Origin of the sequence: Marinobacter excellens LAMA 842 (assembly GCF_001574445.1) — a bacterium.
Classification (GTDB): Bacteria; Pseudomonadota; Gammaproteobacteria; order Pseudomonadales; family Oleiphilaceae; genus Marinobacter; species Marinobacter shengliensis.
This window is the reverse complement of record NZ_LOCO01000019.1, coordinates 1-22,799: the sequence shown is the minus strand read 5'-3', so window position 1 is coordinate 22,799 and position 22,799 is coordinate 1. Positions and strand designations below refer to the sequence as shown.

Genomic DNA, 22,799 nt, shown 5'->3' with positions numbered 1-22,799 from the left:
TCCTATCGGATTTTCAGACTGGCGAGGCCAATCAGTACCAGAACCACAGTGACCACCCAGAAACGCACAATAACGCGCGGTTCGGGCCAGCCTTTCAATTCGAAATGGTGATGCAACGGCGCCATGCGGAAGATGCGACGCCCGGTCAGCCGGAACGAAGCCACTTGCAGGATCACCGAGATGGTTTCCATCACAAACACGCCGCCCATGATGAACAGCACGATCTCCTGGCGGACAATCACGGCCACCACGCCCAGGGCAGCGCCCAGTGCAAGTGCACCTACATCCCCCATGAACACCTGAGCCGGATAGGTGTTGAACCACAAGAAACCAAGCCCCGCCCCGACCAGCGCACAGCAGAACACGATCAGCTCACCGGCACCCGGCAGGTGTGGAATCAGCAGATAGTTGGCGAACTGGGCATGACCAGACACATAGGCAAAGATCGCCAGCGCACTCGCCACCATCACCGTCGGCATGATGGCCAGCCCATCCAGACCGTCGGTCAGGTTCACGGCGTTGCTGCTACCAACGATCACAAAGTAGGTCAGAAGAATGAACATCACCGGCCCCAAAGTCAGTGATACGTTTTTCAGGAATGGCAGATACAGCGAGGTCTCTTGGGGCAGCGATGCCGTCATGTAAAGCACAATAGCTGCGGCAGCGCCGATGACCGATTGCCAGAAATACTTCCAGCGCCCAGGCAGGCCACGGGGATTACGCTCAACCACTTTACGGTAATCATCAACCCAGCCAATCGCACCAAACAGCAGCGTGACAGACAGCACCACCCAGACGTAGCGGTTGCTCAGATCCGCCCACAACAGGGTGGAAATCGCAATCGCCACCAGAATCAGCGCACCGCCCATGGTCGGTGTTCCGGCTTTGCTGAGATGGGTCTGCGGACCATCATCACGCACCGCCTGGCCAATCTGGTACTGGCTTAGCTTGCGAATCATCACCGGCCCGATCAGCAGCGATATCAACAGCGCCGTGAGCACGCCCAGAATGGCGCGCAGGGTCAGGTACTGAAACACCGTCAGTGCGGAAAAGTATTGCGATAGAATCTCTGTCAGCCAGAGCAGCATGTGTTTTTCACCTTTGTCTGAATCCCCTCCACCACGCGATCCATGGCGGAACTGCGAGAACCTTTCACCAGAACTGTTATAGCGCCCTGCCGGCCATCCACGATGGCCGGCACAGCCTGCTCATGACTCTGGAAAATTTCAGTGCCGGCACCAAAACCGGCCTCGTATGCCTCTGCACCCGGGCCTACCGCCAACAGGCGCTCAATGCCTTTGGCCTGGGCATGGGCACCCACCTGCCGGTGCAACTCGGCAGCCTCCGCACCCAGCTCTGCCATGGCACCCAATACCGCCACCCGAGTGCCGGGGTAACCCGCCAGCACATTCAGGGCAGCGATCATGGACGCCGGGTTGGCGTTGTAGCTGTCATCAATCACGGTCAAATCGGCTGCGGGGTTCAGTACCTGCAATCGCCCTTTCACCGCCTGCACCCCTGCGAGGCCGTCCACGATCTGTTGATCCGTGGCTCCCAGCGCCCGGCAAGCCGCCAGCGCCAGCAGACCATTGGTTATGTTGTGTTCGCCGGCCAGCGGTATACGAACCTTGCAATGCCAGCCTTCCGGACCGGTTACTTCGGATTCAAACCCCTCTGACATCGGGGTGCTGGCGACCGCCTGATAGTCAGCATCTGAAACCCCGAGCCGGGAAACGCTCAGCACCCGGCGCCGGCCCGCCCGCTCGCGCCACTGGTCAAAAGCGGGGTCGTCGCGATTCAGCACAACCACGCCATCGGCGGGCACACCATCAATAATTTCACCCTTGGCCAGTACAATGTTCTGGTAGCTGCCGAAGCCTTCCAGATGTGCCTGGCCGGCGTTGGTCAGGATTGCCACTTCTGGGCGAACCACCGCCACCGTGTGGGCAATTTCTCCCAGGCCACTGGCACCCAACTCAATGGCACCAAACCGGTGCTCTGGTGCCAGGCGGAACAGGGTCAGCGGCACCCCGATGTGATTATTCAGGTTGCCCTCCGTGGTCAGAGTCGGCCCCATGCCCGCAAGAATCGCCGACGTCATTTCCCGGACCGTGGTTTTGCCACTGCTGCCGGTCACCGCCAACAAGCGAGCGCTGCTTTCATCGCGATTTCCGGCCGCGAGCCGCGCCAGCGCATCCACCGTATCGGCGACCACCAACTGTGGGATCGCCAGGGAGCTGTCGGCGGTATCCACAACCGCCGCAACCGCTCCCTGCTCCATCGCTTGCCGGACAAATCCGTGACCGTCAAACCGCTCGCCTCGCAGTGCCACAAACAGCTGCCCTGGCACCACAGACCGGGTGTCGGTGGAAACGCCGTCAAACCGAACCGCATCAAGCGCAGAAACGGATCCGGCAACGGTTGCCTGCAACCAGTCGCGGGCCTCCGCCAGCGAAAAGGCGCGCATCATGCCACACCCCCATTCAGCTTCAATAGGTGGCGAACCTGCTCTGCATCACTGAACGGAAGCTTCTGCCCGGCAATCTCCTGCCAGGCTTCATGTCCCTTCCCGGCGATCAGCACCAGATCTTCCGGCCCGGCCATGGTCACCGCTGCCGCTATCGCCTCAGCGCGGTCATGGATAACCTTGAAACACCCTTCCTTTGAAAAACCCTGCTCAATATCACGGACAATCCGCGCCGGGTGTTCAGATCGAGGGTTGTCATCGGTGACGATGATCACATCTGCCTGTTTCTCCGCCTCGCGGGCCATTTCCGGACGCTTTCCGGGGTCCCGGTCACCACCACAACCGAACACGCAGATCAGCCGGCCGGTGACGTGGGAGCGCAGGGCCGCCAAGGCATTGGCGAGGGCGTCCGGCGTGTGCGCGTAGTCCACAACCACGTTCCGGCCGTCGGCACCGGTGAACCGCTCCAGCCGCCCCGGTGGCGGGGTCAGCCCTGCCGTTGCGGCGACTGCCCTGTCAACAGGCACCCCCAGCGTCAGGACCGTAGCCAGTGCCGCCAGTACATTGCTGGCGTTGAAGCTACCCAATAACGGCACCTGCAGGTCGAATTCGCCCCACTGGCCATCAACACGGGCCCGGAAGCCAGTCGCCACCGGCGCGAAATCTTTCAGCCACAACTCGGTCTGAGCCTCATGCAGGCTGTAACGAACCCGGTCACATTGCCCATTGAGCTGTTCGAATAACTGCCGCCCAAAAGGATCGTCAAAGTTGATTACCGCAAAGTGCAGCTCTTCCCTGCGAAACAATCGGGCTTTGGCCTCGCCGTAGGCTTCCATGGAGCCGTGGTAGTCCAGGTGGTCCCGTGTAAGATTGGTAAACACCGCTCCGGTCATGGTCAGCTTGTCAATCCGCCCCTGATCCAAGGCATGGGATGACACCTCCATCACCGCTGCACGACCACCGTCGTTTCGAATTCGGTTAAGTACCCGGTTGACCTGGACCACGTCCGGCGTGGTGTGGGTTGCCGGCTGAAGGTTACCCGGCATGCCATATCCCAGAGTGCCCAGCACACCACAAGGGGTGCCGGTTTCCTTTAAAAGTTGTGCGATGTACTGGGTGACCGATGTTTTCCCGTTGGTCCCGGTCACGCCAATCAGCCGCAAATGCCGGGAGGGATGCTCGAAAAATCGATCTGCAATCCGCCCCAACTGGGCCCGAAGCCCCACCACGGGCACCACCAACGCGCCATGGCGTTCGTGGCATTCCCTCGATTCCGAAGCTTCCAGAAGTATCGCAGTGGCACCCGCCGATATCGCCTGGTCAACGTATTGCTCCGATGACGTTCGAGTCCCGGCCAGTGCGATAAACGCATCCCCCGACGCCACCGTTCGGCTGTCGGTCTTCAGCCCATGAATCGTGACATCAAACACCGATGGCACGTCGACAATACCCTGTAACAAGTTGCTGATAGATGTGATGCACATGGTGTTACCCTCTCTCTCCGGGAGCCTGACGGGGCGCTTTGGCCCCGCTGACTTCCAGTTCTGGCTTCACATTCAGCAGTCGCAGTGCGTCCCCCATCACCCGGGCGAATACCGGGGCCGCCACTTCGCCACCGTAGTACTCTCCGGATTGAGGCGCATCCACGGCCACAACCGTCACGATACGCGGATCATCAATCGGCGCCATGCCCGCAAATATCGCTTTGTACTGGCTCTTTTCATAACCCCGGGCGCCCACGAGATGAACCGTGCCGGTCTTGCCTCCGGCGGCATAGAGACCCGGCTGGCCGCGACCACCCGTTCCCCGCGCCACGGCCTCTTTCAGCATACCGCGCACGGCAAACGCCACGTCTTCACTCAATACCCGCTGCCCCTGGGGCGGAGCATCCTGCTTCATCAGGCTCAATGGGTAACGGATGCCACCATTAGCAATCACCATATAGGCCTGGGCCAACTGCAAGGCGTTCACGCTCATGCCGTAACCGTAGGACAGTGTGGATTCTTCAACCGGGCGCCACCTTGGCGGTGCCGGTAAAACACCAACGGCTTCCCCTGGGAAGCCGATACCGGTTGCCTGCCCCAACCCCATCCTGGCGAACAGATTCCTCAACACATCGCCCCCAAGCTCCGTGGCAATCTGGCTGACCCCCACGTTACTGGATTTGACGATCATTTCTGTCAGGTCCATGGTTCCGTAATTTCGCGCATCCCGGATGGTAAAACGACCAAATCGGCGAAAGCCGGGTGAGGTGTCTATGGTGCTGTTAACCTGGTACTTGCCGGATTCCAGTGCCGCCGCGATGGTAATCGGCTTGATGGTGGAGCCTGGCTCAAACAAGTCGGTGATTGCTTTGTTGCGCAGATTATCCGCGGATAACTGGGCCCGGTCATTGGGGTTGTATGAACCCTGGTTAACCATTGCCAAAACTTCACCGGTATCCACGTCCAGCATGACCAGCGTTCCGCCCCGGGCATTATGAGCAGTCACCACTGCCTTGAGTTCCCGGTAGGCCAGGTACTGAAGCCTCAGGTCCAGGCTGAGCTCAAGATCCCGGCCGGGCCGGGCATCCCGGATCAGCATCAGGTCTTTGATGACACGCCCACGATTGTCCTTGAGTACCCGCTTGCGCCCGGGCTCGCCGGTTAGCCACTGGTTATAGGCCAGTTCAATCCCTTCCTGCCCCAGTTCGTCGATATTGGTGAAACCGACCACATGCGCAGTCACCTCTCCGGCAGGGTAGTACCGACGGTATTCTTGCCGGGCATAGATGCCACCGATCCCAAGATCCAGCGCTTCACGCGCCAGGCTGGGCTGAACTTTCCGGCGCAGATAGATGAATTCACGACCCGCAAACGTACGCAAACGCTCCCGCAGCGAACCTTCAGTCATACCCAACAGGCGAGCCAGACCCGCCAACCGGGGATCATCAGGATCAGTTTCAGAGGGGTTTGCCCACAGTGTCTGAACCGGGGTGCTGACCGCCAATGGCTCACCATGGCGATCGCTGACCACGCCACGATGAGCGTCAATCGACTCAACCCGGATGGTCCGGACATCGCCCTGCTGGCGCAGAAACTCCTTATCCACCACATGCAGATCGACCAGACGCCAGCCAATACCCAGCATCACCAGCAGAAAAACGCCCAGCACCGAGCCGAAGCGCCAGGCCTTCAACCCCGCGGACAAACGCTGCTGCCAGTTTGCTGCCTGCTTTCCCTGACCGGACAAATCGATCACCCTGATGTGTTTGTTATGATCGTTATTTCGCCGCAACCGGAGACATCAGCGGCACAAGAACTATGTCCTGTCGCCCCGGCACCACCATATTGAAACGTTCTGCCGCCAGGTGTTCTACGCGCCCATGAGCACTCAGCGCACTCTGCTCAAGCAAGAGCTGACTCCATTCCCGCTGATAGGCATCACGTTGCTGCTGCAACCCGGACAACGTATTGAATAACTCCCGGTTTTCGTGGGCACTGACAACAACACCGATGGCAGACAGTGTTAATACCGCCACCAACGCCAGAGTCACCACCACCCGGCTCTCCCGCGTGGTGTCGAAAACCTGCCGGGACAGGCGCACGGCGGTTGCCACGCCGTCACGAACCCGCTGCTTGCTGAGCCTGGTGGTCTTGGTTGGTTGTTCGATGGCTACCGCGCCCATAACGTCGCGCTCCCCTGCGAATTCGATTAGTTGGTTCGTCTTTCCAGTACCCGCATGACTGCACTACGGGCACGGACGTTTTCGGTAATTTCCTGCTCATTGGCCTTGCTGGCCTTACCTACCAGGCAAAACTCGGAGCGCTCCTGGTCAGCGGTCACTGGCACACCCTTGGGTATCATCGGGCCACGGGCCAAATCCCGCATAAAGCGCTTTACCAGGCGATCTTCAAGCGAGTGAAAGCTGATCACCACCAGGCGACCGCCTGGCGCCAGGCGCTCGACCGCAGCAACCAAACCGACTTCCAGGTCTTCCAGCTCCCGATTGATAAAGATTCGGATAGCCTGAAACGTTCTGGTGGCCGGATGTTTGTGCTTTTCTTTCTTGGGCACCGCCTCAGCCACCAACTCCGCCAGCTGGCGGGTTGTTTCAATGGCCTCTTCCTGCCGGCGGGCAACCACCAGACGCGCGATACGGCGAGAAAAACGTTCTTCGCCGTAGCGCCAGATCACATCCGCAATGTCGCGCTCGTCTGCGGTTGCCAGCCATTGAGCAGCGCTTTGCCCCTCCTGAGGGTTCATCCTCATGTCCAGCGGGCCATTGCGCATAAACGAAAAACCGCGCGCAGCATCGTCCAGCTGTGGCGACGACACCCCGAGATCCATCAGCACACCCTGCACCGTCGGCCACTGCTGACTGTCCAGAGCCTGACTCAACTCAGAAAAGGAGCCGTGATACCAGGAAAACCGGCTATCTTGTGCTGCCAGATCTTTGGCAACCTGAATGGCTTCCGGGTCTTTATCGATACCCATCAAGCTGCCCGGAGCGTCCAACTGGCCCAGAATCAGACGACTGTGACCGCCCCGACCGAAGGTGGCGTCCACATAACGACCAGCTGGATCATTGATCAGATAATCGACAGCCTCATCCAGCAGCACCGAGCGATGCCGGAATGGCTGATCTGACGCCTGCTCTGTTTCGGTCATAGCGACAGCGCCTCCATTTCCGGCGGCATATCGTCATCGCCAGAAGATTCATCCAGCCAGGCAAACCAGCGCTCCTCGCTCCAGAGCTCCAGCTTCTTGCCCTGACCAATCAGCATCAACTTTTTCTCCAGGTGCGCGTAGCTTCTCAGCGTCGGCGGCACCAGGATGCGGCCAGCGGAATCCAGCTCCATAGGCGCCGCATTACCGAGAATCAGCCGCTGTAAACGCCGGGCGGCTTTATTCATGTTTGGCAGCGCTTCAATTTTGGGCCTGAGGGTTTCCCACTCCGGCTCTGGATACAGCAAAAGACAGCGCTCTTCATCGGCATTGGCGGTCAGAACAATACGGCCACCACAAAGCTGCGCGAGTTCCTCACGCACCTTTGTCGGGATCGCCAGGCGACCCTTCGCGTCCATATTGATGGCATGACTGCCAAGAAAGTTGCTCATTTATGCCGTATCCAAGGCTGCTATTTCCACAAAAAACCACTTGAAACCACTTTTTCCCACTTCCGCACACTATAGAAACACGCAAAAGACAATGCAAGCGCCGCATTCGGCACCACACAGGCGAAAGCTCCTTTAATGACAAGAGGTTACAAAGGGGAAACTTAGAAAATCGTTAAAAAGACGTAAAGAAAAGGAGAAAAAACAAGCACCTGCGGAAAACTCTAAAGAGCCTTTCTGAGGTTTAAGATTTTTTGGCTATAAAGGCCGAATTGTGAGAAGGATGGGCATTACATCAAAAGAGAAAATGGCGAGCTCGCCGATAAGCCGGGTTCTGTCTTGGACAGTCATTCATCTAGGGCCTGCGTCACCGCAGGCCTCAAGCAACCTACCCGAATCCAGCGCGGGCCACGCCATTGGATTCCTATTTGGTCTTGCTCCAGGTGGGGTTTACCATCGCCGTGGACTGTTGCCAGCCACGCGGTGCGCTCTTACCGCACCATTTCACCCTTACCGGCGCCCGAAGGCGCTTAGGCGGTATACTTTCTGTTGCACTTTCCGTCGGCTCGCGCCGCCCAGGCGTTACCTGGCACCTTGCCCTGCGGAGCCCGGACTTTCCTCCCCCGATCGAAACCGGCGGCGACTGCCTGGCGAGCTCGGTGCCGACAATACCCCCGCATCCGCCGCCATGCAAGGCCTTAATGATCTTTCAGCTCCAACGCGCGCTGGTAGAGCTCATTTTTACCCAGACCACTGACTTCCGCCGCAATCCGGGCCGCCTTCTTCACCGGCAACTCCTTGATCAACAACTCCAGCAGTTTATCGGTGTCCAGAACGGAGGCTTCTCCAGCGGGTGTCGGCGCCGCGCCACGGACCATCACCACAAACTCACCCCTGGCTCCATGAGGATCACTCTCAAGCTGTTCAAGCACCTCATCCGCGCGACCACTGTAGAAGGTCTCAAAGGTCTTGGTCAGCTCTCGCCCCAACACACACTCCCGATCCGCCCCCAATACCTCAGCCAGGTCTTTCATAAATTCGATAATGCGATGTGGCGACTCATAGAACACCAAAGTCGCTGGCTCCCGCGCCAATTCCGTCAACGCAGCCTGCCGGCCCGAGCGCTTGGCTGGCAAAAAGCCTGCGAACAGAAACCGGTCGGTCGGCAACCCCGCCACAGACAAGGCGGCAACCAGCGCACACGGGCCAGGCACCGGCGACACCCGGTAACCCGCCGCGCGAACCTCGCGAACCAGCAAGTAACCCGGGTCCGAGATCAGCGGTGTGCCAGCATCAGATACCAACGCTACCTGCCGCCCCGCCGCCAGCGCATCCAGAATCCCTGCTACCCGAGCACGCTCATTGTGGTCATGCAGCGCCAACATTTGTTTGCTCAACCCAAGATGCTGGAGCAACCGTCCGGAGTGACGGGTATCCTCCGCAGCCACCAGGTCCACTTTTGCCAAGGTCTGACGCGCCCTGTCAGAGAGATCGTCCAGATTACCAATTGGCGTTGCAACCACATACAGAACACCATCCATCTCTTTCCGGACATTTTCCGAACCGGACATACACATACTCCCACCGATAGAAGACAGGAGCTGCGTCACTCCCGTGCAACCCGGCACCCATGACAGGCATGTCATGTGAAATGGGCCGGGAGCTGGTAAACTTGCCACCAATAAAGCGGCACCACAAGCCTAATGATCCGGAGACTCCGAGCCTGCTATGACTAAATACCGCAGCCATCGAACACTTTTTGCCCTGATCACCCTGGTCATCCTTCTGACTGGGGGTTGCGCCACCGTCAACCTGGACAGCCAGGTTGCAGACACACCAGAGCGTGCACTCGAACTTGCTGCCAGCGAACGAAACCCCGTAACAGCACAGCGTTACCTTCTGCGGATGGCCAGCAACTTCCAGGATCAGGGCAACCACAGGGCGGCGCGCCAGATTCTCCGCAACCAGCAGCTGGACACGATCGACAGCCAGCTAACCGGCCAAAAATTACTTCTGTCCATGGCCAGCGCCGTCGAACTTCAAGATAGCGACTGGGCGAATGAACTGGTCGGCAATCTGTCGCCAGACCACTTCCTCGGCTACCCGTCAGACATCATGGCAAAAGCCGCGCAACTGCAGGCTGAGACATTCGCCCTCAATGATGACCAGCTGTCCGCCGCGCTTACGCTGATGCTGCTCAGCCAGACTGACACCCAAAGCGACCCACAGGACACCCACGACCAGATCTGGCAATACCTCAGGACAATCCCCGGGCAAGCGCTGAATGAAGCTTCAGAAACAGCCATCGGCTTCGAAGAACAGGGCTGGCTGGAGCTGGCCACCACCTTGCGCGCCCGCGATGTCGGCCTTGACGAACAGGGGCGTCTGATCAGGGCCTGGCAGAATAACTGGCCAGGGCACCCCGCGGCACAGATCCTGCCCACAGACCTTCGCCTGCTGTCGGAACTGGCCACCAGCCGGCCGGAACGCATCGTACTGGCACTTCCCCTGCAGGGCTCTCTGGCAAGTGCCGGGCGCGCAATCCGGGACGGCTTCCTCGCCGCCTACTTCAGTGATGACAGCGCGGACCGCAGCAAAACCGACATCCGCATTGTCGACACCTCCAGCAAACCTTTTACGGCGCTGTATGAGGAGCTGGCTGGCCAGAACATCGACCTGATCGTTGGCCCCCTCGAGAAAGACGCACTGGCAAGCCTGAGCTCGAGAAACACGCTCGCGGTCCCAGTACTCGGTCTAAACTACCTGCCAGCGGACAGCCGGGTGCCCGACGGGCTTTACCAATTCGGCCTGTCTGCGGAGGATGAAGCACGGCAGATTGCCGACCAACTGGCAGCACAGTCGCTCCGCCAGATCCTCGTGCTCATTCCCCGGGGTGAATGGGGTGATCGCGTGGAACAGGCATTGCTTCAACGCATGGCCAATAATAACGGCACCGTCCTGGACATCGAGCGGTTTTTCCCGGAGGACAACTTCCGGTCAGTGACCGCCGATCTGCTCGGTGTCACCACATCCCGTCAGCGGGCGATTCAGGTTGAACGAACCATTGGCCAGAACGTCGAATTTGAGCCCCGTCGCCGCCAGGATGCCGAGGCCATTGTGCTGGTTGCGCAACCTACCGTGGCACGCCAGTTCAATCCGCTGTTTGCGTTCTATTTCTCCGGTGACCTGCCGGTATATTCCCCATCCATTGTCTACGAGGGCACCCCGGACCCGGGGCGTGACCGCGACCTTAACCGGGTGACGTTTACTGACATCCCCTGGATCCTGGCCGAAGACAATCCGCTGCGAACCCAGGCTGAGCAGAATCTCAGCGGCACCCGGGGCCAGTTGGGCCGGCTGTTTGCCATGGGGGCCGACGCCTGGCAATTGAGCAAGCGACTGCCACTTCTACGGCAAGTTGAAGGCGCCGCCATTGATGGCCAGACGGGCACCCTCACCATGACCCCGGATGGCGCCATCCATCGCCATCAACTTTGGGCACAGTTCCAGAATGGGCGCCCGGTCCTCGCCCCGGAACTCAACCAGATTCCTACCCTGGAAGACTCCCGGGGGACTGAACAAGGCGACAGCCAACGCCTGTAGAGGACACAAGCCATGGAAGGCAAGCGCGCCATAGGAAGTCACTACGAAGGGGTAGCCGCCCGCTATCTGATGAAAAACGGTATTACCATTCTGGAGCAGAACGTTTACAACCGGGGCGGAGAACTTGACCTGATTGGCCAGGACGGCGATACCCTGGTGTTCTTCGAGGTTCGCTATCGCGGCGATGGCAGCCTGGTCGATCCAGCAAGCTCCATCACCTATGGCAAGCAGCGACGACTGCTCCGGGCTGCCTCTTATTACCTGCACAGGCACGGCTTGTGGAACATCGCCTCCAGAATTGACGTCGTCGCGATCATGCCGGGTACGGTGCGCAAATACCGGGTACAATGGATCAAAAATGCAATCCAGGCAGAATAACCGAACCAATGACCGACACTGCACAAAAGATCAACCAGTGGTTTGCCAACCACATGGAACAGACTGCCCAGGCCGCCAGCACCGCCGGGCCAGATATCGAGGATGTAGCAGACGCCTTTGTAAATACCCTGCTGCAGGACGGCAAGCTCATCGCCTGTGCCAATGGCAACGCCAATATCCTCGCCCAGTATTTCTGCACGGCACTGCTGAACCGCTTTGAGCAGGACCGTCCGGCACTGCCTGCCATCAATCTCGGCGCAGATGCCACCACCTATTCGGCCATATGCAGGGATAATCGGTTCAACGACACTTTCTCCCGACAGGTTCGCGCCATCGGCAAGCCCGGCGACCTGTTGTTTGTCATTGTCGATGACGGGCACAAGGCCAACCTCATCCAGGCCATCCAGGCCGCCCACGACCGGGAGATGCAGGTGGTGGTACTGAGCGCCCGGGAAAAATCAGACATTACCTCTCTGATGCACCCGGAAGATCATGAAATTGCCCTGAATGACCTTGCCCCCCACGAAGCCACACCGTTAATGTTGCTGATCATCAACACCTTATGCGACCTGGTTGACCACAAACTGTTTGGCGGATAACAAAAAAGCCGGCTTTCGCCGGCTTTTTTTTATTTCACCACTTTCAGGGTTGGTCGCCCACTCGGGCGCTCATCTGAGCGCCTGCCCGTCGGAGCATCTGTATCCGCCCCGCCATCAGGATCCGGCGAACCCGGCTCACTGCCGAACACCATACCTTCACCATTTTCCTTGGCGTAGATAGCCATGACCGCCTGCAACGGAATAAACACCTGCATGGGCACACCGCCAAAGCGCGCGCTGAACTCCAGCGCGCCATTACCGATCACCAATCCCCGAACCGCGCCAGGGCTGATATTCAGGACGATCTGACCATTGGCGACATGTTCTGTCGGCACCTGAACACCCTGCACACCCGCGTCGACCACGATGTAAGGGGTACAGTCGTTATCCAGAATCCACTCATTGAGGGATCGTACCAGGTATGGACGGCTAGACGTCATAGTGACACTCATATCAGGCACTGCAACCACTCCTGCCCCGCCATGCGGGCTTGCCGATCAGCTTCGGATGTCTTCTTCCAGGTCTGAAAGGCTTGCCTTGAAACCTTCCCGGGCAAAGATGCTGTCCATGTATTTCTGAATAGGCTTGGCCTGCTTGTCACTCAGATCAATGCCCAGCGCCGGCAGGCGCCAGAGAATTGGCGCGATGCAGCAATCCACGATAGTGAACTCTTCTGACAGGAAGAACGGCATTTCCGCAAACAGAGGCGCTGTTGCCAGCAGACTCTCTTTCAGCTCTTTACGAGCCGCATCTGCCGCTTTGCCCGTCGGCTGCGCCAGAACCTGATCAACCAGGCCGCACCAGTCCTTCTGAATACGGTGAATCATCAGGCGACTGTTGGCCCGCGCGACCGGGTATACCGGCAACAATGGCGGGTGCGGAAAACGCTCGTCCAGGTATTCCATCATGATGTTGGGCTCGTACAGTACGAGATCCCGATCCACCAGGGTTGGCAGGGCGTTGTACGGATTCAGGTCAGCCAGTTCTCCCGGCGGGTTATCTGGATCCACATCCACAATATCAACGGTAACACCCTTCTCTGCCAGCACAATGCGCACACGGTGGCTGTAATGACTGGCCGGATCCGAGAAAAACGTCATTGATGACCGCTTGGTCACAACGCCCATATAACTACCTCACGATTCTGAAAATCGAAACAATACACAAACGCAAAATTCCAGCGAACCTTACCGGCCCGCTGGAATTCAGGATTGAGGATTATACCCTAAATCTTAATGTACGTCTTTCCAGTACTCGCGGTTAAGCAGGTACGCAAAGATGAAGAAGATCGCCACAAAGATCAGCACGAAAATCCCCAGACGCTCACGCTCAACCTTCACCGGATCACCCATGTAAGACATGAAGTTGGTCAGGTCCCACATGGCACGGTCAAAGTCTGCACCCGACATATTGCCTTCGATGGCATATTCCGGACAGACATCCGCGTTATTGATGTTACCACTAAGCGGCTCAACCGAGGCGCCGACACCAATCTTCGGCTCGACGGCACACAGACCCTGCATCTCGACCATCACATGGGGCATACCAACGTTGGCGAATACCACGTTGTTCACACCCAGTGGGCGAGTGTCATCCTGGTAGAAACCTCGCAGGTACGAGTACACCCAGGATTCACCACGCACACGCGTGACCAGAGTCAGGTCAGGTGGCGGAGCACCGAACCAGCCGGCAGCCATATCCTTACTCATGGAGATCTGCATCAACTCACCGATCTTGGCACCAGTGAAGATCAGGTTCTCCTCGTAGAGTTCCGCCGGAATCTCCAGGTCATCCGACACCCGCTTGTAACGGGCGTATTCCATGGAGTGGCAACCCATGCAGTAGTTGGTGAACAATGCCACGCCCCGCTGCAGTGATTCCTTGTTGGTGTGATCCGGCTTCATGGTGTCGAGAGGACCGCCGGGAGCAGCCGCCAGCCCGAGAGCCGGCAGGATTGCGATGAAAAGACCAAAAATCAGCTTTCTCATTATCCTGTCACCCTCTCTGGTACTGGCTTGGTTTTTTCCATGCGCGTGTAGAACGGCATGAGAATGAAGTACAGGAAGTACAGCACTGTCAGAATCTGGGCGACGATGGTACGACCCTCGGTGGCCGGAACGATACCCAGATAGCCCAGGACGATAAAGCTGACGACAAAGATGGCCAGCGCAACCTTACTCATCCAGCCCTTGTAGCGGATAGACCGCACCGGGCTCTTGTCGAGCCATGGCAGCACGAACAGGATGGCAATTGCTGCACCCATCACAACCACACCCCAGAACTTGGCATCGAGACCAAAGAGATCAACGGTTACCGCACGAAGCATTGCGTAGAACGGAGTGAAGTACCATACCGGTGCGATGTGTGCCGGCGTCTTCAGACTGTTCGCAGGTTCGAAGTTCGGCTTCTCCAGGAACAGGCCGCCCATCTCCGGGAAGTAAAACACAACGATGAAGAAGATGAAGAAGAAGACCGCCACACCCAACAGGTCATGTACGGTGTAGTACGGGTGGAACGGAATGCCGTCTTTGGGAATACCGTTTTCGTCCTTGTTCTTCTTGATATCAATACCGTCAGGGTTGTTAGAACCCACTTCGTGCAGCGCCAGAATGTGCAGCACCACCAGACCGAGCAGTACGATCGGCAATGCAACCACGTGCAGGGCAAAGAAGCGGTTCAGGGTAATACCGGAAATCAGGTAGTCACCACGAATCCACAGAGACAGGTCTTCACCAATTACCGGAATTGCACCGAACAGGTTAACGATAACCTGAGCACCCCAGTAAGACATCTGACCCCAGGGCAGCAGGTAGCCCATGAATGCCTCTGCCATCAGCACCAGGTAGATCAGCATGCCGAAGATCCAGATCAGCTCACGCGGCTTCTGGTACGAGCCGTACATCAGACCACGGAACATGTGCAGATAGACCACCACAAAGAACGCTGACGCGCCGGTGGAGTGCAGATAACGAAGCAGCCAGCCCCACTCGACATCACGCATGATGTACTCAACGGAAGCAAACGCACCTTCCGCAGACGGATTATAGCTCATGGTCAGCCAGATTCCGGTGACCAGCTGGTTCACCAACACCAGCATGGCAAGCGAACCGAAGAAGTACCACATATTGAAGTTCTTCGGAGCGTAATACTTACCTACATGCTTGTTCCAAGCATCGACAACCGGCAGACGCTCGTCTACCCAATTAAGCAGTTTGTTCATTACGCTGCCTCCGGATCAAGACCAATGGTCATGGTCGCATCGTCATCAAACCGGTACGGCGGAACCTCAAGGTTCAGCGGAGCCGGCTGATTGGAGAACACACGACCGGACAAGTCGAATCGGGAGCCATGGCACGGACAGAAAAGACCACCCAACCATTCACTACCCAAGTCAGCCGGCGCCACTTCCGGGCGATAGCTTGGCACGCACCCCAAGTGCGTGCAGATACCCACCAGGACAATAAACTCCGGCTTGATGGACCGCTGTGCGCCGGTGATGTAAGCCGGTTGCTGAGGGTCTTCGGACTCAGGATCTTTCATTCGCGGAGACAGCTTTTCAATGTTCTCAAGCATCTCGTCGGTGCGCCGGATAATCCACACCGGCTTACCCCGCCATTCGACGGTAATCTGTTGTCCAGGTTCGATCTTGTCGACAGTTACGGTTACCGGAGCACCGGCCGCTTCCGCTTTCGCACTGGGATTCCAGGACGCCACGAAAGGGACCGCTGCACCGACGACGCCGACACCACCCACCACGGACGTTGCACCGATCAAAAACCGGCGTCGACCTTGGTTCACGTCGCCATTACTCATTATGGTTTTCTCCCATCAGGCGAGGCACAGACGCGGAAAAACCGGCACTGCGCTTCGAAAAGGACTTCACAACCCAAAAATATAAGCGCTGAAATGGTAATGAAATTACCCCTCGCTTACAAGCCGGAAAGGCTCAACTGAGAGCCTATCCCTGCGTCAGATCAAAAATCTGGCGACCTTCAAGGCATAAAAAAACCCGACCATAGGATCGGGTTTTTCCATCGGCAATGGCGCCGATTAACGCTTGGAGTACTGCGGACGCTTACGCGCCTTGCGCAGACCAACCTTCTTACGCTCAACCTTACGGGCGTCACGGGTTACGTAACCCGCTTTACGCAGCGCAGGGCGCAGAGTTTCGTCGTATTCCATCAGCGCACGAGTCAGACCATGGCGAATTGCGCCAGCCTGGCCACTGATACCACCGCCCTTTACGGTGATGGTGATGTCGAATCGATCAGCAGACTCAGCAACAACCAGCGGCTGACGAACGATCATGCGAAGAGTTTCACGACCGAAGAAATCTTCGATGGTGCGACCGTTAATGGAGATGTTACCGCTACCCGGCTTGATAAAGACGCGAGCCGTGGATGATTTGCGGCGACCAGTACCGTAATTTTGTGCTACAGACATATTCGCCTTCCGTTAGATGTCGAGTTCTTTGGGCTGCTGGGCGGCATGAGCATGCTCAGCGCCTGCGTACACTTTCAGCTTCTTGAACATGGCGCGACCAAGCGGACCCTTCGGAAGCATACCTTTTACGGCCTTCTGAATGATTTGCTCGGGAGCCTTGTCAACCAGCTTCTCGAAGTTGATGGATTTGATTCCACCCGGAAAGCCGGTATGGCTGTAATACATCTTTGCCGATGCCTTTTTGCCGGTAACCTTCACCTGGCTGGCATTGATAACAATGATGTAGTCGCCAGTGTCCACGTGAGGGGTATACTCAGGCTTATGCTTGCCCCGCAGACGAAGGGCGATTTCGGTTGACAGACGACCCAGCGTCTTGCCGGCTGCGTCTACAACGTACCAGTCACGTTTTACTGTTTCTGGTTTCGCACTCAGAGTCTTCATTGATTCCGCCTTGAACGCTATATAAGAAACGTTAAAAACCACCACCGGTAAATGCAAGGCATCCGGAGGAGGTTCATACCTGTATGTTGACGTCGCCACCATTCGGGGCTGAGATAGTGACATCGCCTTGAAAAGCCAGGGCGCGAAGTATACTCGAAGCAGTCAGGAAAACCAACCCTGCCTCACTGTGTTTCGTCAATCCCCTATTCTGCACTGGCATCAACACCAGCCGTACAACTGTCGAACGTTATCATACAAGGCTTCAGAGAGCGTTTCGGCCGACTCGGCCCTCAGCTCCGCCAACGCCTGCAGTACCCTCGGCAGGTAAATCGGTGAATTCTGTCCCTTGGCCACACCGGCCGGAGCCATGTCGGGCGCATCGGTCTCGATCACCAGGGCCTCGACCGGCAACCTGGCAATCGCATCGCGGGTTTTACGCGCCCGATCGTGGGTGATCACACCACCAACCCCGATATAACAGCCAAGATCCACCAGCTTTCTGGCTTGCTGGTAACTTCCGGAGAAGCCATGAACCAAGGCCCGGCCAGACCAACCGGAAGAGCGCAGCAACCCATGCACTTCATCATGGCTGCGCACCGAGTGAATGACCAACGGCAACTTCACCCTCGCGGCAATATCAACCTGCGCCTGGAACCAAGGCAATTGCGCGGCGAGTTCACCATGAAGAGCATCAAGGCCACATTCTCCCAGCGCTACGCAGCCCTCGGGGAGGTCGGCGAGCTGCGCCTCGAGGACAATCAGATCCTGCTCACTGTGCTCTCCAACAAACCAGGGATGAATTCCCAGGCAAATCCAGAGCCCCCTATCCGGTGAAGCCAGCGCCTGAACCCGCGCCCAGTCCGCCCGGCGAACACCCGGAATGACCAACGCCTCCACTCCCCGGCCTCTGGCCTCCGCCAACACCTGGTCACGAATCCCATCAAACTCGGGGAAGTCGAAATGGCAATGGGCATCAACCAGCTGCATGGAGTCCTCCGGTGGCCGATCAGTGTTCCCGGGTTTTATGGAACTGGATATCCGGATAACGTTCCTGAGCCAGATTCAGGTTGACCATGGTCGGTGCAATGTAGGCCAGCCGGTCACTGCCATCGAGGGCCAGGTTCTCCTGATTCTTGCGCTGGAACTCATCGAGTTTGCGCTCATCACTGCAGCTCACCCAGCGTGCAGTGGCAACATTGATCGGCTCGTAAACGGCCTCAACCTTGTATTCACTCTTGAGGCGACTAACCACCACATCGAACTGCAAGACGCCTACTGCACCAACAATCAGATCGTTGTTCTTCACCGGCCGAAACACCTGAACAGCACCCTCCTCAGAGAGCTGGATCAGGCCTTTCTGTAATTGCTTCGCCTTGAGCGGATCCTTCAGGCGGATACGGCGGAACAGCTCCGGCGCGAAGTTCGGAATGCCGGTGAACTTCATGTCATCGCCGGCGGTAAAGGTATCGCCCAACTGGATCGTACCGTGGTTGTGCAAACCGATAATATCGCCAGCGTATGCCTCCTCGGCATGTTCACGGTCACCCGCCATGAACGTCAGAGCGTCGGAGAACCTCACTTCTTTACCAATCCGCACATGGCGCGCCTTCATACCCTGATTATAGCGACCTGACACGATACGCAGGAACGCGACCCGGTCACGATGCTGTGGGTCCATGTTTGCCTGGATCTTGAATACAAAACCGGAAAAAGCATCCTCCGCCGGCTCGACCTTGCGCACATCCGTTTCGCGCCCCTGGGGCGCAGGCGCCCAGTCAACCAGGCCGTCCAGCATATGGTCCACACCGAAATTACCGAGTGCTGTACCAAAGAACACCGGGGTTAGTTGCCCGGCAAGGAATGCCTCATGATCAAACTCATGAGACGCACCCTTAACCAATTCAATTTCGTCACGCAGGTCAGCGGCATAGCCGTCAATCGCTTCATCGAGCTCGGGGTTATTCAGGCCTTTGACAACCCGCTTTTCCTGAATGGTGTGGCCCTGGCCAGTCTGATAGAGGATCACTTCATCCCGATACAAGTGGTAGACACCCTTGAAACTCTTGCCCATGCCAATCGGCCAGGTGATGGGGGCGCAGGCAATTTTTAGAACATCTTCCACTTCATCCATTAACTCGATCGGGTCCCGGGTGTCGCGATCCAGTTTGTTCATGAAGGTGATGATTGGCGTATCACGCAGGCGGGTCACTTCCATCAGCTTGATGGTGCGTTCCTCAACGCCCTTGGCGCTGTCGATAACCATCAGGCACGAATCAACCGCCGTCAGGGTCCGATAGGTATCCTCAGAGAAGTCTTCGTGACCTGGGGTATCCAACAGGTTGACCAGCTTGCCACCATAAGGAAACTGCATCACTGAGGTGGTGACCGAGATACCCCGCTCCTTTTCCATCTCCATCCAGTCGGACTTTGCGTGCTGGCCGGACTTCTTGCCCTTGACCGTTCCGGCTTTCTGAAGCGCCTGACCGAAGAGCAGCACTTTCTCGGTAATGGTGGTTTTACCGGCATCCGGGTGCGAGATAATCGCAAAGGTGCGGCGCTTGGCCACTTCCTGGGATAGGTTAGACATAAACAACGGAAACCTGATTGGGTTGGGTGAAAAGCGGTCTATTATACGGGGTAGCGTGGGGTCAGGTGAACCGATAGACCATTACGCGGGCATCTTCTCGTCCAGTGGCATCCGGGTAGTAGCCGGGCCTGCGGCCGATTTCCTCAAATCCCTCGCTGGCATACAACGCAGCCGCCGCTTCGTTGCTTTGCCGGACTTCCAGAATCATCTGTACCATTCCGTCCCGGATAGATTCAGCCACGGCGTAGCGCAACAAGTAACGGCCAGCTCCGTGACCCCGCAGGGCAGGATGCACGCAGACATTCAGCAGGTGAGCCTCATCAACCATATAGTTGACTACGGCATAACCGACCAACTCATCGCCTTGCATCAGCGCCCACAGTCGATATTGCGGCTTAAAACAGTCCTGGAATACAGACACCGGCCAGGGGTGAGAATACCCCAGGCGCTCCAGTTCCATCACTCGGGGGAGATCGGATTCCACGAGGCTGCGAACCGTCAGGTCCTGATTCTGAACCTGGCGAAGGATTTGTGTTGACATTAATCCTTCGCGCCCAGGGAGCGAATCTTTTGCCATAACTCTCGTTTCAATACCGGGTTACTTGCCAGGCCAGCAAGGGAGGCGTCAAACACCACTTCCGGGCCGCGACCCATAACGTCGGAAAGGATATTGGGCACCGCACCGGCCCCGGCTCCCAGACCAAGCGCTATGACAGACTTGCCAGTGGCAGGGACCAGCGCTTGCCGCAGTAAGCCCGTCAGATCTGCATCACTGTTGAGCGACACCCTCAGATTATTGAACAGTGGCCAGCGAATGACGTCTGACATGTCCAGGGTCTGCTCACCGAGACTGCGAAGAATGTTGCGAGCCAGTGCGTCCTGCATGCTGAAACTGGCTTCCTCGGAGAGATTGGCAAGCAAAAGAACTCTATCTCCCACCCAGAACTGCAGACACAGCCGAGCGATATCTTTGATCGAAGCAACCCGTGGGCTGACATTGGGCTGATTTTCACCCAACAGGTCTGCTGCCGAGTCTGGCTCGACGGAATCCACAACTTGCGACTCAGCCTCGGCCAGCGGCGCTGCTTTATCTGGTTTACCAGCGCCGGTCTCCATCAGATTCTTGAGTTGCGCCAGACGGTCTTTATTGCCGGGATCAACGGCAGGGCGAGTGGGCACGGCACGCTTGGTTGCCGGCGCATCAACAACGACCGGGGCTGGCTCGACTTCGGCAACGCCGAAATCATACTCCGGGCTTGGCGCCGCGCCAGGCAGCGGTGCGCGGGCATACCACAGATGAATGCCTGCGGCCCCGAGATAGAACTGCCTTTCCGCTTCTGTTCGGATCACGTCATGCCTCTGACCGGGGACAAGTGCCACATAACGTCACTATCAGACATCGGCCACCTGAGGGTGCTGACGAATACCACCTCTGGCAATCAGGTTCAACGCCTCGATATAGGCCTTTGCTGATGCGATGATGATATCAGTATCAGAGCCAACGCCATTGACAATACGCCCGCCACGCTCAAGGCGCACGGTCACTTCGCCCTGGGCATCGGTGCCACTGGTTATATTATTCACGGAATACAGCTGGAGATTACAGCCTGAATCAACCAGCGACTCAATCGCCTTGAATGTTGCATCCACCGGACCACTACCCTCGGCCTCAACCGTGTGTTCCTTGCCATCCATGGTCAGGGTCAGATGAGCCTTGGGTACAACACCGGTTTCCGAGCAGACCTGCATGCAGACGAGACCATAACGCCCCTCCTCGTCTTTCTGACGCGTGTCGCTGGCTATGGCCTGGAGATCTTCATCAAAAATCTCGTGCTTCAGATCAGCCAGGGCCTTGAAACGGGTAAACGCTTCATTCAGCTCGGACTCGGTATCGAACTGAATGCCCAGTTCCAGTAACCGGGTACGGAAGGCGTTACGACCGGAATGCTTACCCAGAACCAGGCTATTGGTATGCCAGCCCACGTCTTGCGCGCGCATAATCTCATAGGTTTCCCGGTGTTTGAGTACGCCATCCTGATGGATGCCGGACTCATGGGCAAAGGCATTGGCACCCACAATGGCCTTGTTCGGCTGTACCGGAAAACCGGTAATGGTCGACACAAGCCGGGACGCCGGCACGATGTGCTGGGTATCGATTCGTGTATCAATATTGAAGAGATCCTGACGGGTACGCACCGCCATCACGATTTCTTCCAGAGAAGCATTACCGGCACGCTCACCCAGACCGTTAATGGTGCACTCCACCTGGCGGGCACCACTGGTAACCGCAGCAAGAGAGTTAGCCACAGCCAGCCCCAGATCATTATGACAATGGACGGAAAAAATGGCTTTGTCAGCGTTGGGGATACGGTTCAATAGCTGTCGAATTGTTTCAGCGAACTGCTCGGGGATTGCATAACCGACAGTGTCTGGAATATTAATGGTTCGGGCGCCGGCATCAATCGCCGCTTCGATAATTCGGCATAGGAAATCCAGCTCGGAACGACCGGCGTCTTCACAGGAAAACTCCACGTCGTCGGTATGGCTACGAGCACGCTTTACCGCCCGAACCGCCTGCTCCACTACCTGATCCGGCTCCATCTGCAGCTTATGCTTCATATGGATCGGTGAGGTGGCAATAAAGGTATGGATACGGCCGCTGTCCGCTGGGCGGATGGCCTCCGCCGCACGATCAATATCTTTGTCCAGGGCACGAGCAAGACTACATATCGTGGAATCCTTGATGGTTTCTGCGATGGCCTTGACCGCTTCGAAGTCGCCCTGACTGGCAATTGCAAAGCCGGCCTCTATCACATCCACGCGCAATTTCTCGAGCACCTTGGCAATACGCAGCTTCTCGTTCTTGTTCATGGTGGCGCCAGGGCTCTGTTCGCCATCACGGAGAGTAGTGTCAAAAATGACCAGGTGATCAGTTGCGGCCATTGGAAGGCTCCCATCAAAACTTGGTTCGGATAATGGTAGGGAGTATATCACTTCTCCCGAGGCACAAATAAAAAAGCCCCAGCATCAAGGATGCTGGGGCTTTGGCATTAGGAGCCTGACGATGACCTACTCTCACATGGGCGAACCACACTACCATCGGCGCTGGTCTGTTTCACTTCTGAGTTCGGGATGGGATCAGGTGGTTCCAGACCGCTATGGTCGTCAGGCAAAACGGATGATCA

At 57.3% G+C, this 22,799-nt stretch carries 23 protein-coding genes, 1 rRNA gene and 1 other RNA gene; 3 read left to right on the top strand and 22 right to left on the bottom strand.

All coding sequences use genetic code 11. The features are described from left to right. Positions 1 to 2: 2 nt before the first annotated feature. From mraY to rsmI, 9 genes are all read right to left on the bottom strand, one after another. Positions 3 to 1,088, bottom strand: coding sequence for a phospho-N-acetylmuramoyl-pentapeptide-transferase (mraY, locus tag J122_RS14755; RefSeq protein WP_058091011.1), 1,086 nt, complete (start codon positions 1,086 to 1,088; stop codon positions 3 to 5). Then, a complete protein-coding gene (locus J122_RS14750) occupies positions 1,073 to 2,470 on the bottom strand; it encodes a UDP-N-acetylmuramoyl-tripeptide--D-alanyl-D-alanine ligase (protein ID WP_061333010.1) in 1,398 nt (465 codons plus the stop codon). The genes mraY and J122_RS14750 overlap by 16 nt, the downstream gene beginning before the upstream one ends. Beyond that, positions 2,467 to 3,951 carry a UDP-N-acetylmuramoyl-L-alanyl-D-glutamate--2,6-diaminopimelate ligase gene (locus J122_RS14745; RefSeq protein WP_061333009.1) on the bottom strand — a complete coding sequence of 495 codons (1,485 nt, stop codon included), beginning with the start codon at positions 3,949 to 3,951 and terminating at the stop codon, positions 2,467 to 2,469. Before J122_RS14745 ends, J122_RS14750 begins: the two co-directional genes overlap by 4 nt. Positions 3,952 to 3,955: 4 nt before the next feature. Then, positions 3,956 to 5,698 (bottom strand): peptidoglycan D,D-transpeptidase FtsI family protein, encoded by a 1,743-nt coding sequence (locus tag J122_RS14740; RefSeq protein WP_061333043.1) that lies wholly within the window; start codon positions 5,696 to 5,698, stop codon positions 3,956 to 3,958. A 31-nt stretch (positions 5,699 to 5,729) separates the two neighbouring features. Further along, the gene (gene ftsL, locus J122_RS14735; RefSeq protein WP_058091014.1) at positions 5,730 to 6,134 is read right to left on the bottom strand and encodes a cell division protein FtsL; all 405 of its coding nucleotides are present in this window, start codon (positions 6,132 to 6,134) and stop codon (positions 5,730 to 5,732) included. A 26-nt stretch (positions 6,135 to 6,160) separates the two neighbouring features. Further along, a complete protein-coding gene (gene rsmH, locus J122_RS14730; RefSeq protein ID WP_061333008.1) occupies positions 6,161 to 7,117 on the bottom strand; it encodes a 16S rRNA (cytosine(1402)-N(4))-methyltransferase RsmH in 957 nt (318 codons plus the stop codon). Further along, on the bottom strand, positions 7,114 to 7,566 hold the full coding sequence (gene mraZ, locus J122_RS14725) for a division/cell wall cluster transcriptional repressor MraZ (protein ID WP_061333007.1): 453 nt from the start codon (positions 7,564 to 7,566) through the stop codon (positions 7,114 to 7,116). The genes rsmH and mraZ overlap by 4 nt, the downstream gene beginning before the upstream one ends. Positions 7,567 to 7,870: 304 nt before the next feature. Then, positions 7,871 to 8,222: RNase P RNA component class A (gene rnpB, locus J122_RS14720), an RNA gene on the bottom strand. A 39-nt stretch (positions 8,223 to 8,261) separates the two neighbouring features. Then, positions 8,262 to 9,140 carry a 16S rRNA (cytidine(1402)-2'-O)-methyltransferase gene (rsmI, locus tag J122_RS14715; RefSeq protein WP_061333006.1) on the bottom strand — a complete coding sequence of 293 codons (879 nt, stop codon included), beginning with the start codon at positions 9,138 to 9,140 and terminating at the stop codon, positions 8,262 to 8,264. Between the two features lie 151 nt (positions 9,141 to 9,291). On the opposite strand from rsmI, the gene J122_RS14710 reads away from it, so the two are divergent. From J122_RS14710 to J122_RS14700, 3 genes are read left to right on the top strand one after another with little or no spacing between them, the layout of a single operon-like run. Next, the gene (locus J122_RS14710) at positions 9,292 to 11,166 is read left to right on the top strand and encodes a penicillin-binding protein activator (protein WP_082780609.1); all 1,875 of its coding nucleotides are present in this window, start codon (positions 9,292 to 9,294) and stop codon (positions 11,164 to 11,166) included. Between the two features lie 12 nt (positions 11,167 to 11,178). Beyond that, positions 11,179 to 11,544 (top strand): YraN family protein, encoded by a 366-nt coding sequence (locus J122_RS14705; RefSeq protein ID WP_058091018.1) that lies wholly within the window; start codon positions 11,179 to 11,181, stop codon positions 11,542 to 11,544. Between the two features lie 8 nt (positions 11,545 to 11,552). After that, positions 11,553 to 12,143 (top strand): SIS domain-containing protein, encoded by a 591-nt coding sequence (locus J122_RS14700; RefSeq protein ID WP_058091019.1) that lies wholly within the window; start codon positions 11,553 to 11,555, stop codon positions 12,141 to 12,143. Positions 12,144 to 12,172: 29 nt separating this feature from the next. Here the strand turns inward: J122_RS14700 and J122_RS14695 are convergent, their stop codons facing one another. The 13 genes from J122_RS14695 to rrf form a co-directional block, all read right to left on the bottom strand. Next, entirely contained in the window at positions 12,173 to 12,583 is a 411-nt protein-coding gene (locus J122_RS14695; RefSeq protein WP_197463856.1) for a ClpXP protease specificity-enhancing factor, read from the bottom strand. Between the two features lie 57 nt (positions 12,584 to 12,640). Continuing rightward, the gene (locus J122_RS14690; RefSeq protein WP_058092414.1) at positions 12,641 to 13,270 is read right to left on the bottom strand and encodes a glutathione S-transferase N-terminal domain-containing protein; all 630 of its coding nucleotides are present in this window, start codon (positions 13,268 to 13,270) and stop codon (positions 12,641 to 12,643) included. A 105-nt stretch (positions 13,271 to 13,375) separates the two neighbouring features. Beyond that, a complete protein-coding gene (locus J122_RS14685; RefSeq protein ID WP_058092413.1) occupies positions 13,376 to 14,131 on the bottom strand; it encodes a cytochrome c1 in 756 nt (251 codons plus the stop codon). Next, positions 14,131 to 15,363 carry a cytochrome b gene (locus J122_RS14680; protein ID WP_058092412.1) on the bottom strand — a complete coding sequence of 411 codons (1,233 nt, stop codon included), beginning with the start codon at positions 15,361 to 15,363 and terminating at the stop codon, positions 14,131 to 14,133. Before J122_RS14680 ends, J122_RS14685 begins: the two co-directional genes overlap by 1 nt. Beyond that, positions 15,363 to 15,956 carry a ubiquinol-cytochrome c reductase iron-sulfur subunit gene (petA, locus tag J122_RS14675; protein ID WP_058092411.1) on the bottom strand — a complete coding sequence of 198 codons (594 nt, stop codon included), beginning with the start codon at positions 15,954 to 15,956 and terminating at the stop codon, positions 15,363 to 15,365. The genes J122_RS14680 and petA overlap by 1 nt, the downstream gene beginning before the upstream one ends. A 237-nt stretch (positions 15,957 to 16,193) precedes the next feature. Continuing rightward, positions 16,194 to 16,586 carry a 30S ribosomal protein S9 gene (rpsI, locus tag J122_RS14670; RefSeq protein WP_058092410.1) on the bottom strand — a complete coding sequence of 131 codons (393 nt, stop codon included), beginning with the start codon at positions 16,584 to 16,586 and terminating at the stop codon, positions 16,194 to 16,196. A 12-nt stretch (positions 16,587 to 16,598) separates the two neighbouring features. Further along, on the bottom strand, positions 16,599 to 17,027 hold the full coding sequence (gene rplM / locus J122_RS14665; RefSeq protein WP_022988664.1) for a 50S ribosomal protein L13: 429 nt from the start codon (positions 17,025 to 17,027) through the stop codon (positions 16,599 to 16,601). Positions 17,028 to 17,246: 219 nt separating this feature from the next. Continuing rightward, positions 17,247 to 18,014: a TatD family hydrolase gene (locus J122_RS14660; protein WP_058092409.1), complete on the bottom strand. Its 768-nt coding sequence runs from the start codon at positions 18,012 to 18,014 to the stop codon at positions 17,247 to 17,249. 19 nt (positions 18,015 to 18,033) lie between these two features. Next, a complete protein-coding gene (gene prfC, locus J122_RS14655) occupies positions 18,034 to 19,614 on the bottom strand; it encodes a peptide chain release factor 3 (protein ID WP_058092408.1) in 1,581 nt (526 codons plus the stop codon). 61 nt (positions 19,615 to 19,675) lie between these two features. Then, the gene (rimI, locus tag J122_RS14650) at positions 19,676 to 20,155 is read right to left on the bottom strand and encodes a ribosomal protein S18-alanine N-acetyltransferase (RefSeq protein ID WP_058092407.1); all 480 of its coding nucleotides are present in this window, start codon (positions 20,153 to 20,155) and stop codon (positions 19,676 to 19,678) included. Further along, positions 20,155 to 20,964, bottom strand: coding sequence for a hypothetical protein (locus J122_RS14645; protein WP_058092406.1), 810 nt, complete (start codon positions 20,962 to 20,964; stop codon positions 20,155 to 20,157). The genes rimI and J122_RS14645 overlap by 1 nt, the downstream gene beginning before the upstream one ends. Positions 20,965 to 21,006: 42 nt before the next feature. After that, positions 21,007 to 22,557 carry a 2-isopropylmalate synthase gene (locus J122_RS14640; protein WP_058092405.1) on the bottom strand — a complete coding sequence of 517 codons (1,551 nt, stop codon included), beginning with the start codon at positions 22,555 to 22,557 and terminating at the stop codon, positions 21,007 to 21,009. Between the two features lie 113 nt (positions 22,558 to 22,670). Continuing rightward, positions 22,671 to 22,784, bottom strand: a 5S ribosomal RNA gene (gene rrf / locus J122_RS14635). Between the last annotated feature and the right edge of the window lie 15 nt (positions 22,785 to 22,799).

Coding starts and splice junctions, on each gene's coding strand:
- mraY (WP_058091011.1), bottom strand. CDS start 1,088: ATGCTGCTCTGGCTGACAGAGATTCTATCGCAATACTTTTCCGCACTG.
- J122_RS14750 (WP_061333010.1), bottom strand. CDS start 2,470: ATGATGCGCGCCTTTTCGCTGGCGGAGGCCCGCGACTGGTTGCAGGCA.
- J122_RS14745 (WP_061333009.1), bottom strand. CDS start 3,951: ATGTGCATCACATCTATCAGCAACTTGTTACAGGGTATTGTCGACGTG.
- ftsL (WP_058091014.1), bottom strand. CDS start 6,134: ATGGGCGCGGTAGCCATCGAACAACCAACCAAGACCACCAGGCTCAGC.
- rsmH (WP_061333008.1), bottom strand. CDS start 7,117: ATGACCGAAACAGAGCAGGCGTCAGATCAGCCATTCCGGCATCGCTCG.
- mraZ (WP_061333007.1), bottom strand. CDS start 7,566: ATGAGCAACTTTCTTGGCAGTCATGCCATCAATATGGACGCGAAGGGT.
- rsmI (WP_061333006.1), bottom strand. CDS start 9,140: ATGTGTATGTCCGGTTCGGAAAATGTCCGGAAAGAGATGGATGGTGTT.
- J122_RS14710 (WP_082780609.1), top strand. CDS start 9,292: ATGACTAAATACCGCAGCCATCGAACACTTTTTGCCCTGATCACCCTG.
- J122_RS14705 (WP_058091018.1), top strand. CDS start 11,179: ATGGAAGGCAAGCGCGCCATAGGAAGTCACTACGAAGGGGTAGCCGCC.
- J122_RS14700 (WP_058091019.1), top strand. CDS start 11,553: ATGACCGACACTGCACAAAAGATCAACCAGTGGTTTGCCAACCACATG.
- J122_RS14695 (WP_197463856.1), bottom strand. CDS start 12,583: ATGACGTCTAGCCGTCCATACCTGGTACGATCCCTCAATGAGTGGATT.
- J122_RS14690 (WP_058092414.1), bottom strand. CDS start 13,270: ATGGGCGTTGTGACCAAGCGGTCATCAATGACGTTTTTCTCGGATCCG.
- J122_RS14685 (WP_058092413.1), bottom strand. CDS start 14,131: ATGAGAAAGCTGATTTTTGGTCTTTTCATCGCAATCCTGCCGGCTCTC.
- J122_RS14680 (WP_058092412.1), bottom strand. CDS start 15,363: ATGAACAAACTGCTTAATTGGGTAGACGAGCGTCTGCCGGTTGTCGAT.
- petA (WP_058092411.1), bottom strand. CDS start 15,956: ATGAGTAATGGCGACGTGAACCAAGGTCGACGCCGGTTTTTGATCGGT.
- rpsI (WP_058092410.1), bottom strand. CDS start 16,586: ATGTCTGTAGCACAAAATTACGGTACTGGTCGCCGCAAATCATCCACG.
- rplM (WP_022988664.1), bottom strand. CDS start 17,027: ATGAAGACTCTGAGTGCGAAACCAGAAACAGTAAAACGTGACTGGTAC.
- J122_RS14660 (WP_058092409.1), bottom strand. CDS start 18,014: ATGCAGCTGGTTGATGCCCATTGCCATTTCGACTTCCCCGAGTTTGAT.
- prfC (WP_058092408.1), bottom strand. CDS start 19,614: ATGTCTAACCTATCCCAGGAAGTGGCCAAGCGCCGCACCTTTGCGATT.
- rimI (WP_058092407.1), bottom strand. CDS start 20,155: ATGTCAACACAAATCCTTCGCCAGGTTCAGAATCAGGACCTGACGGTT.
- J122_RS14640 (WP_058092405.1), bottom strand. CDS start 22,557: ATGGCCGCAACTGATCACCTGGTCATTTTTGACACTACTCTCCGTGAT.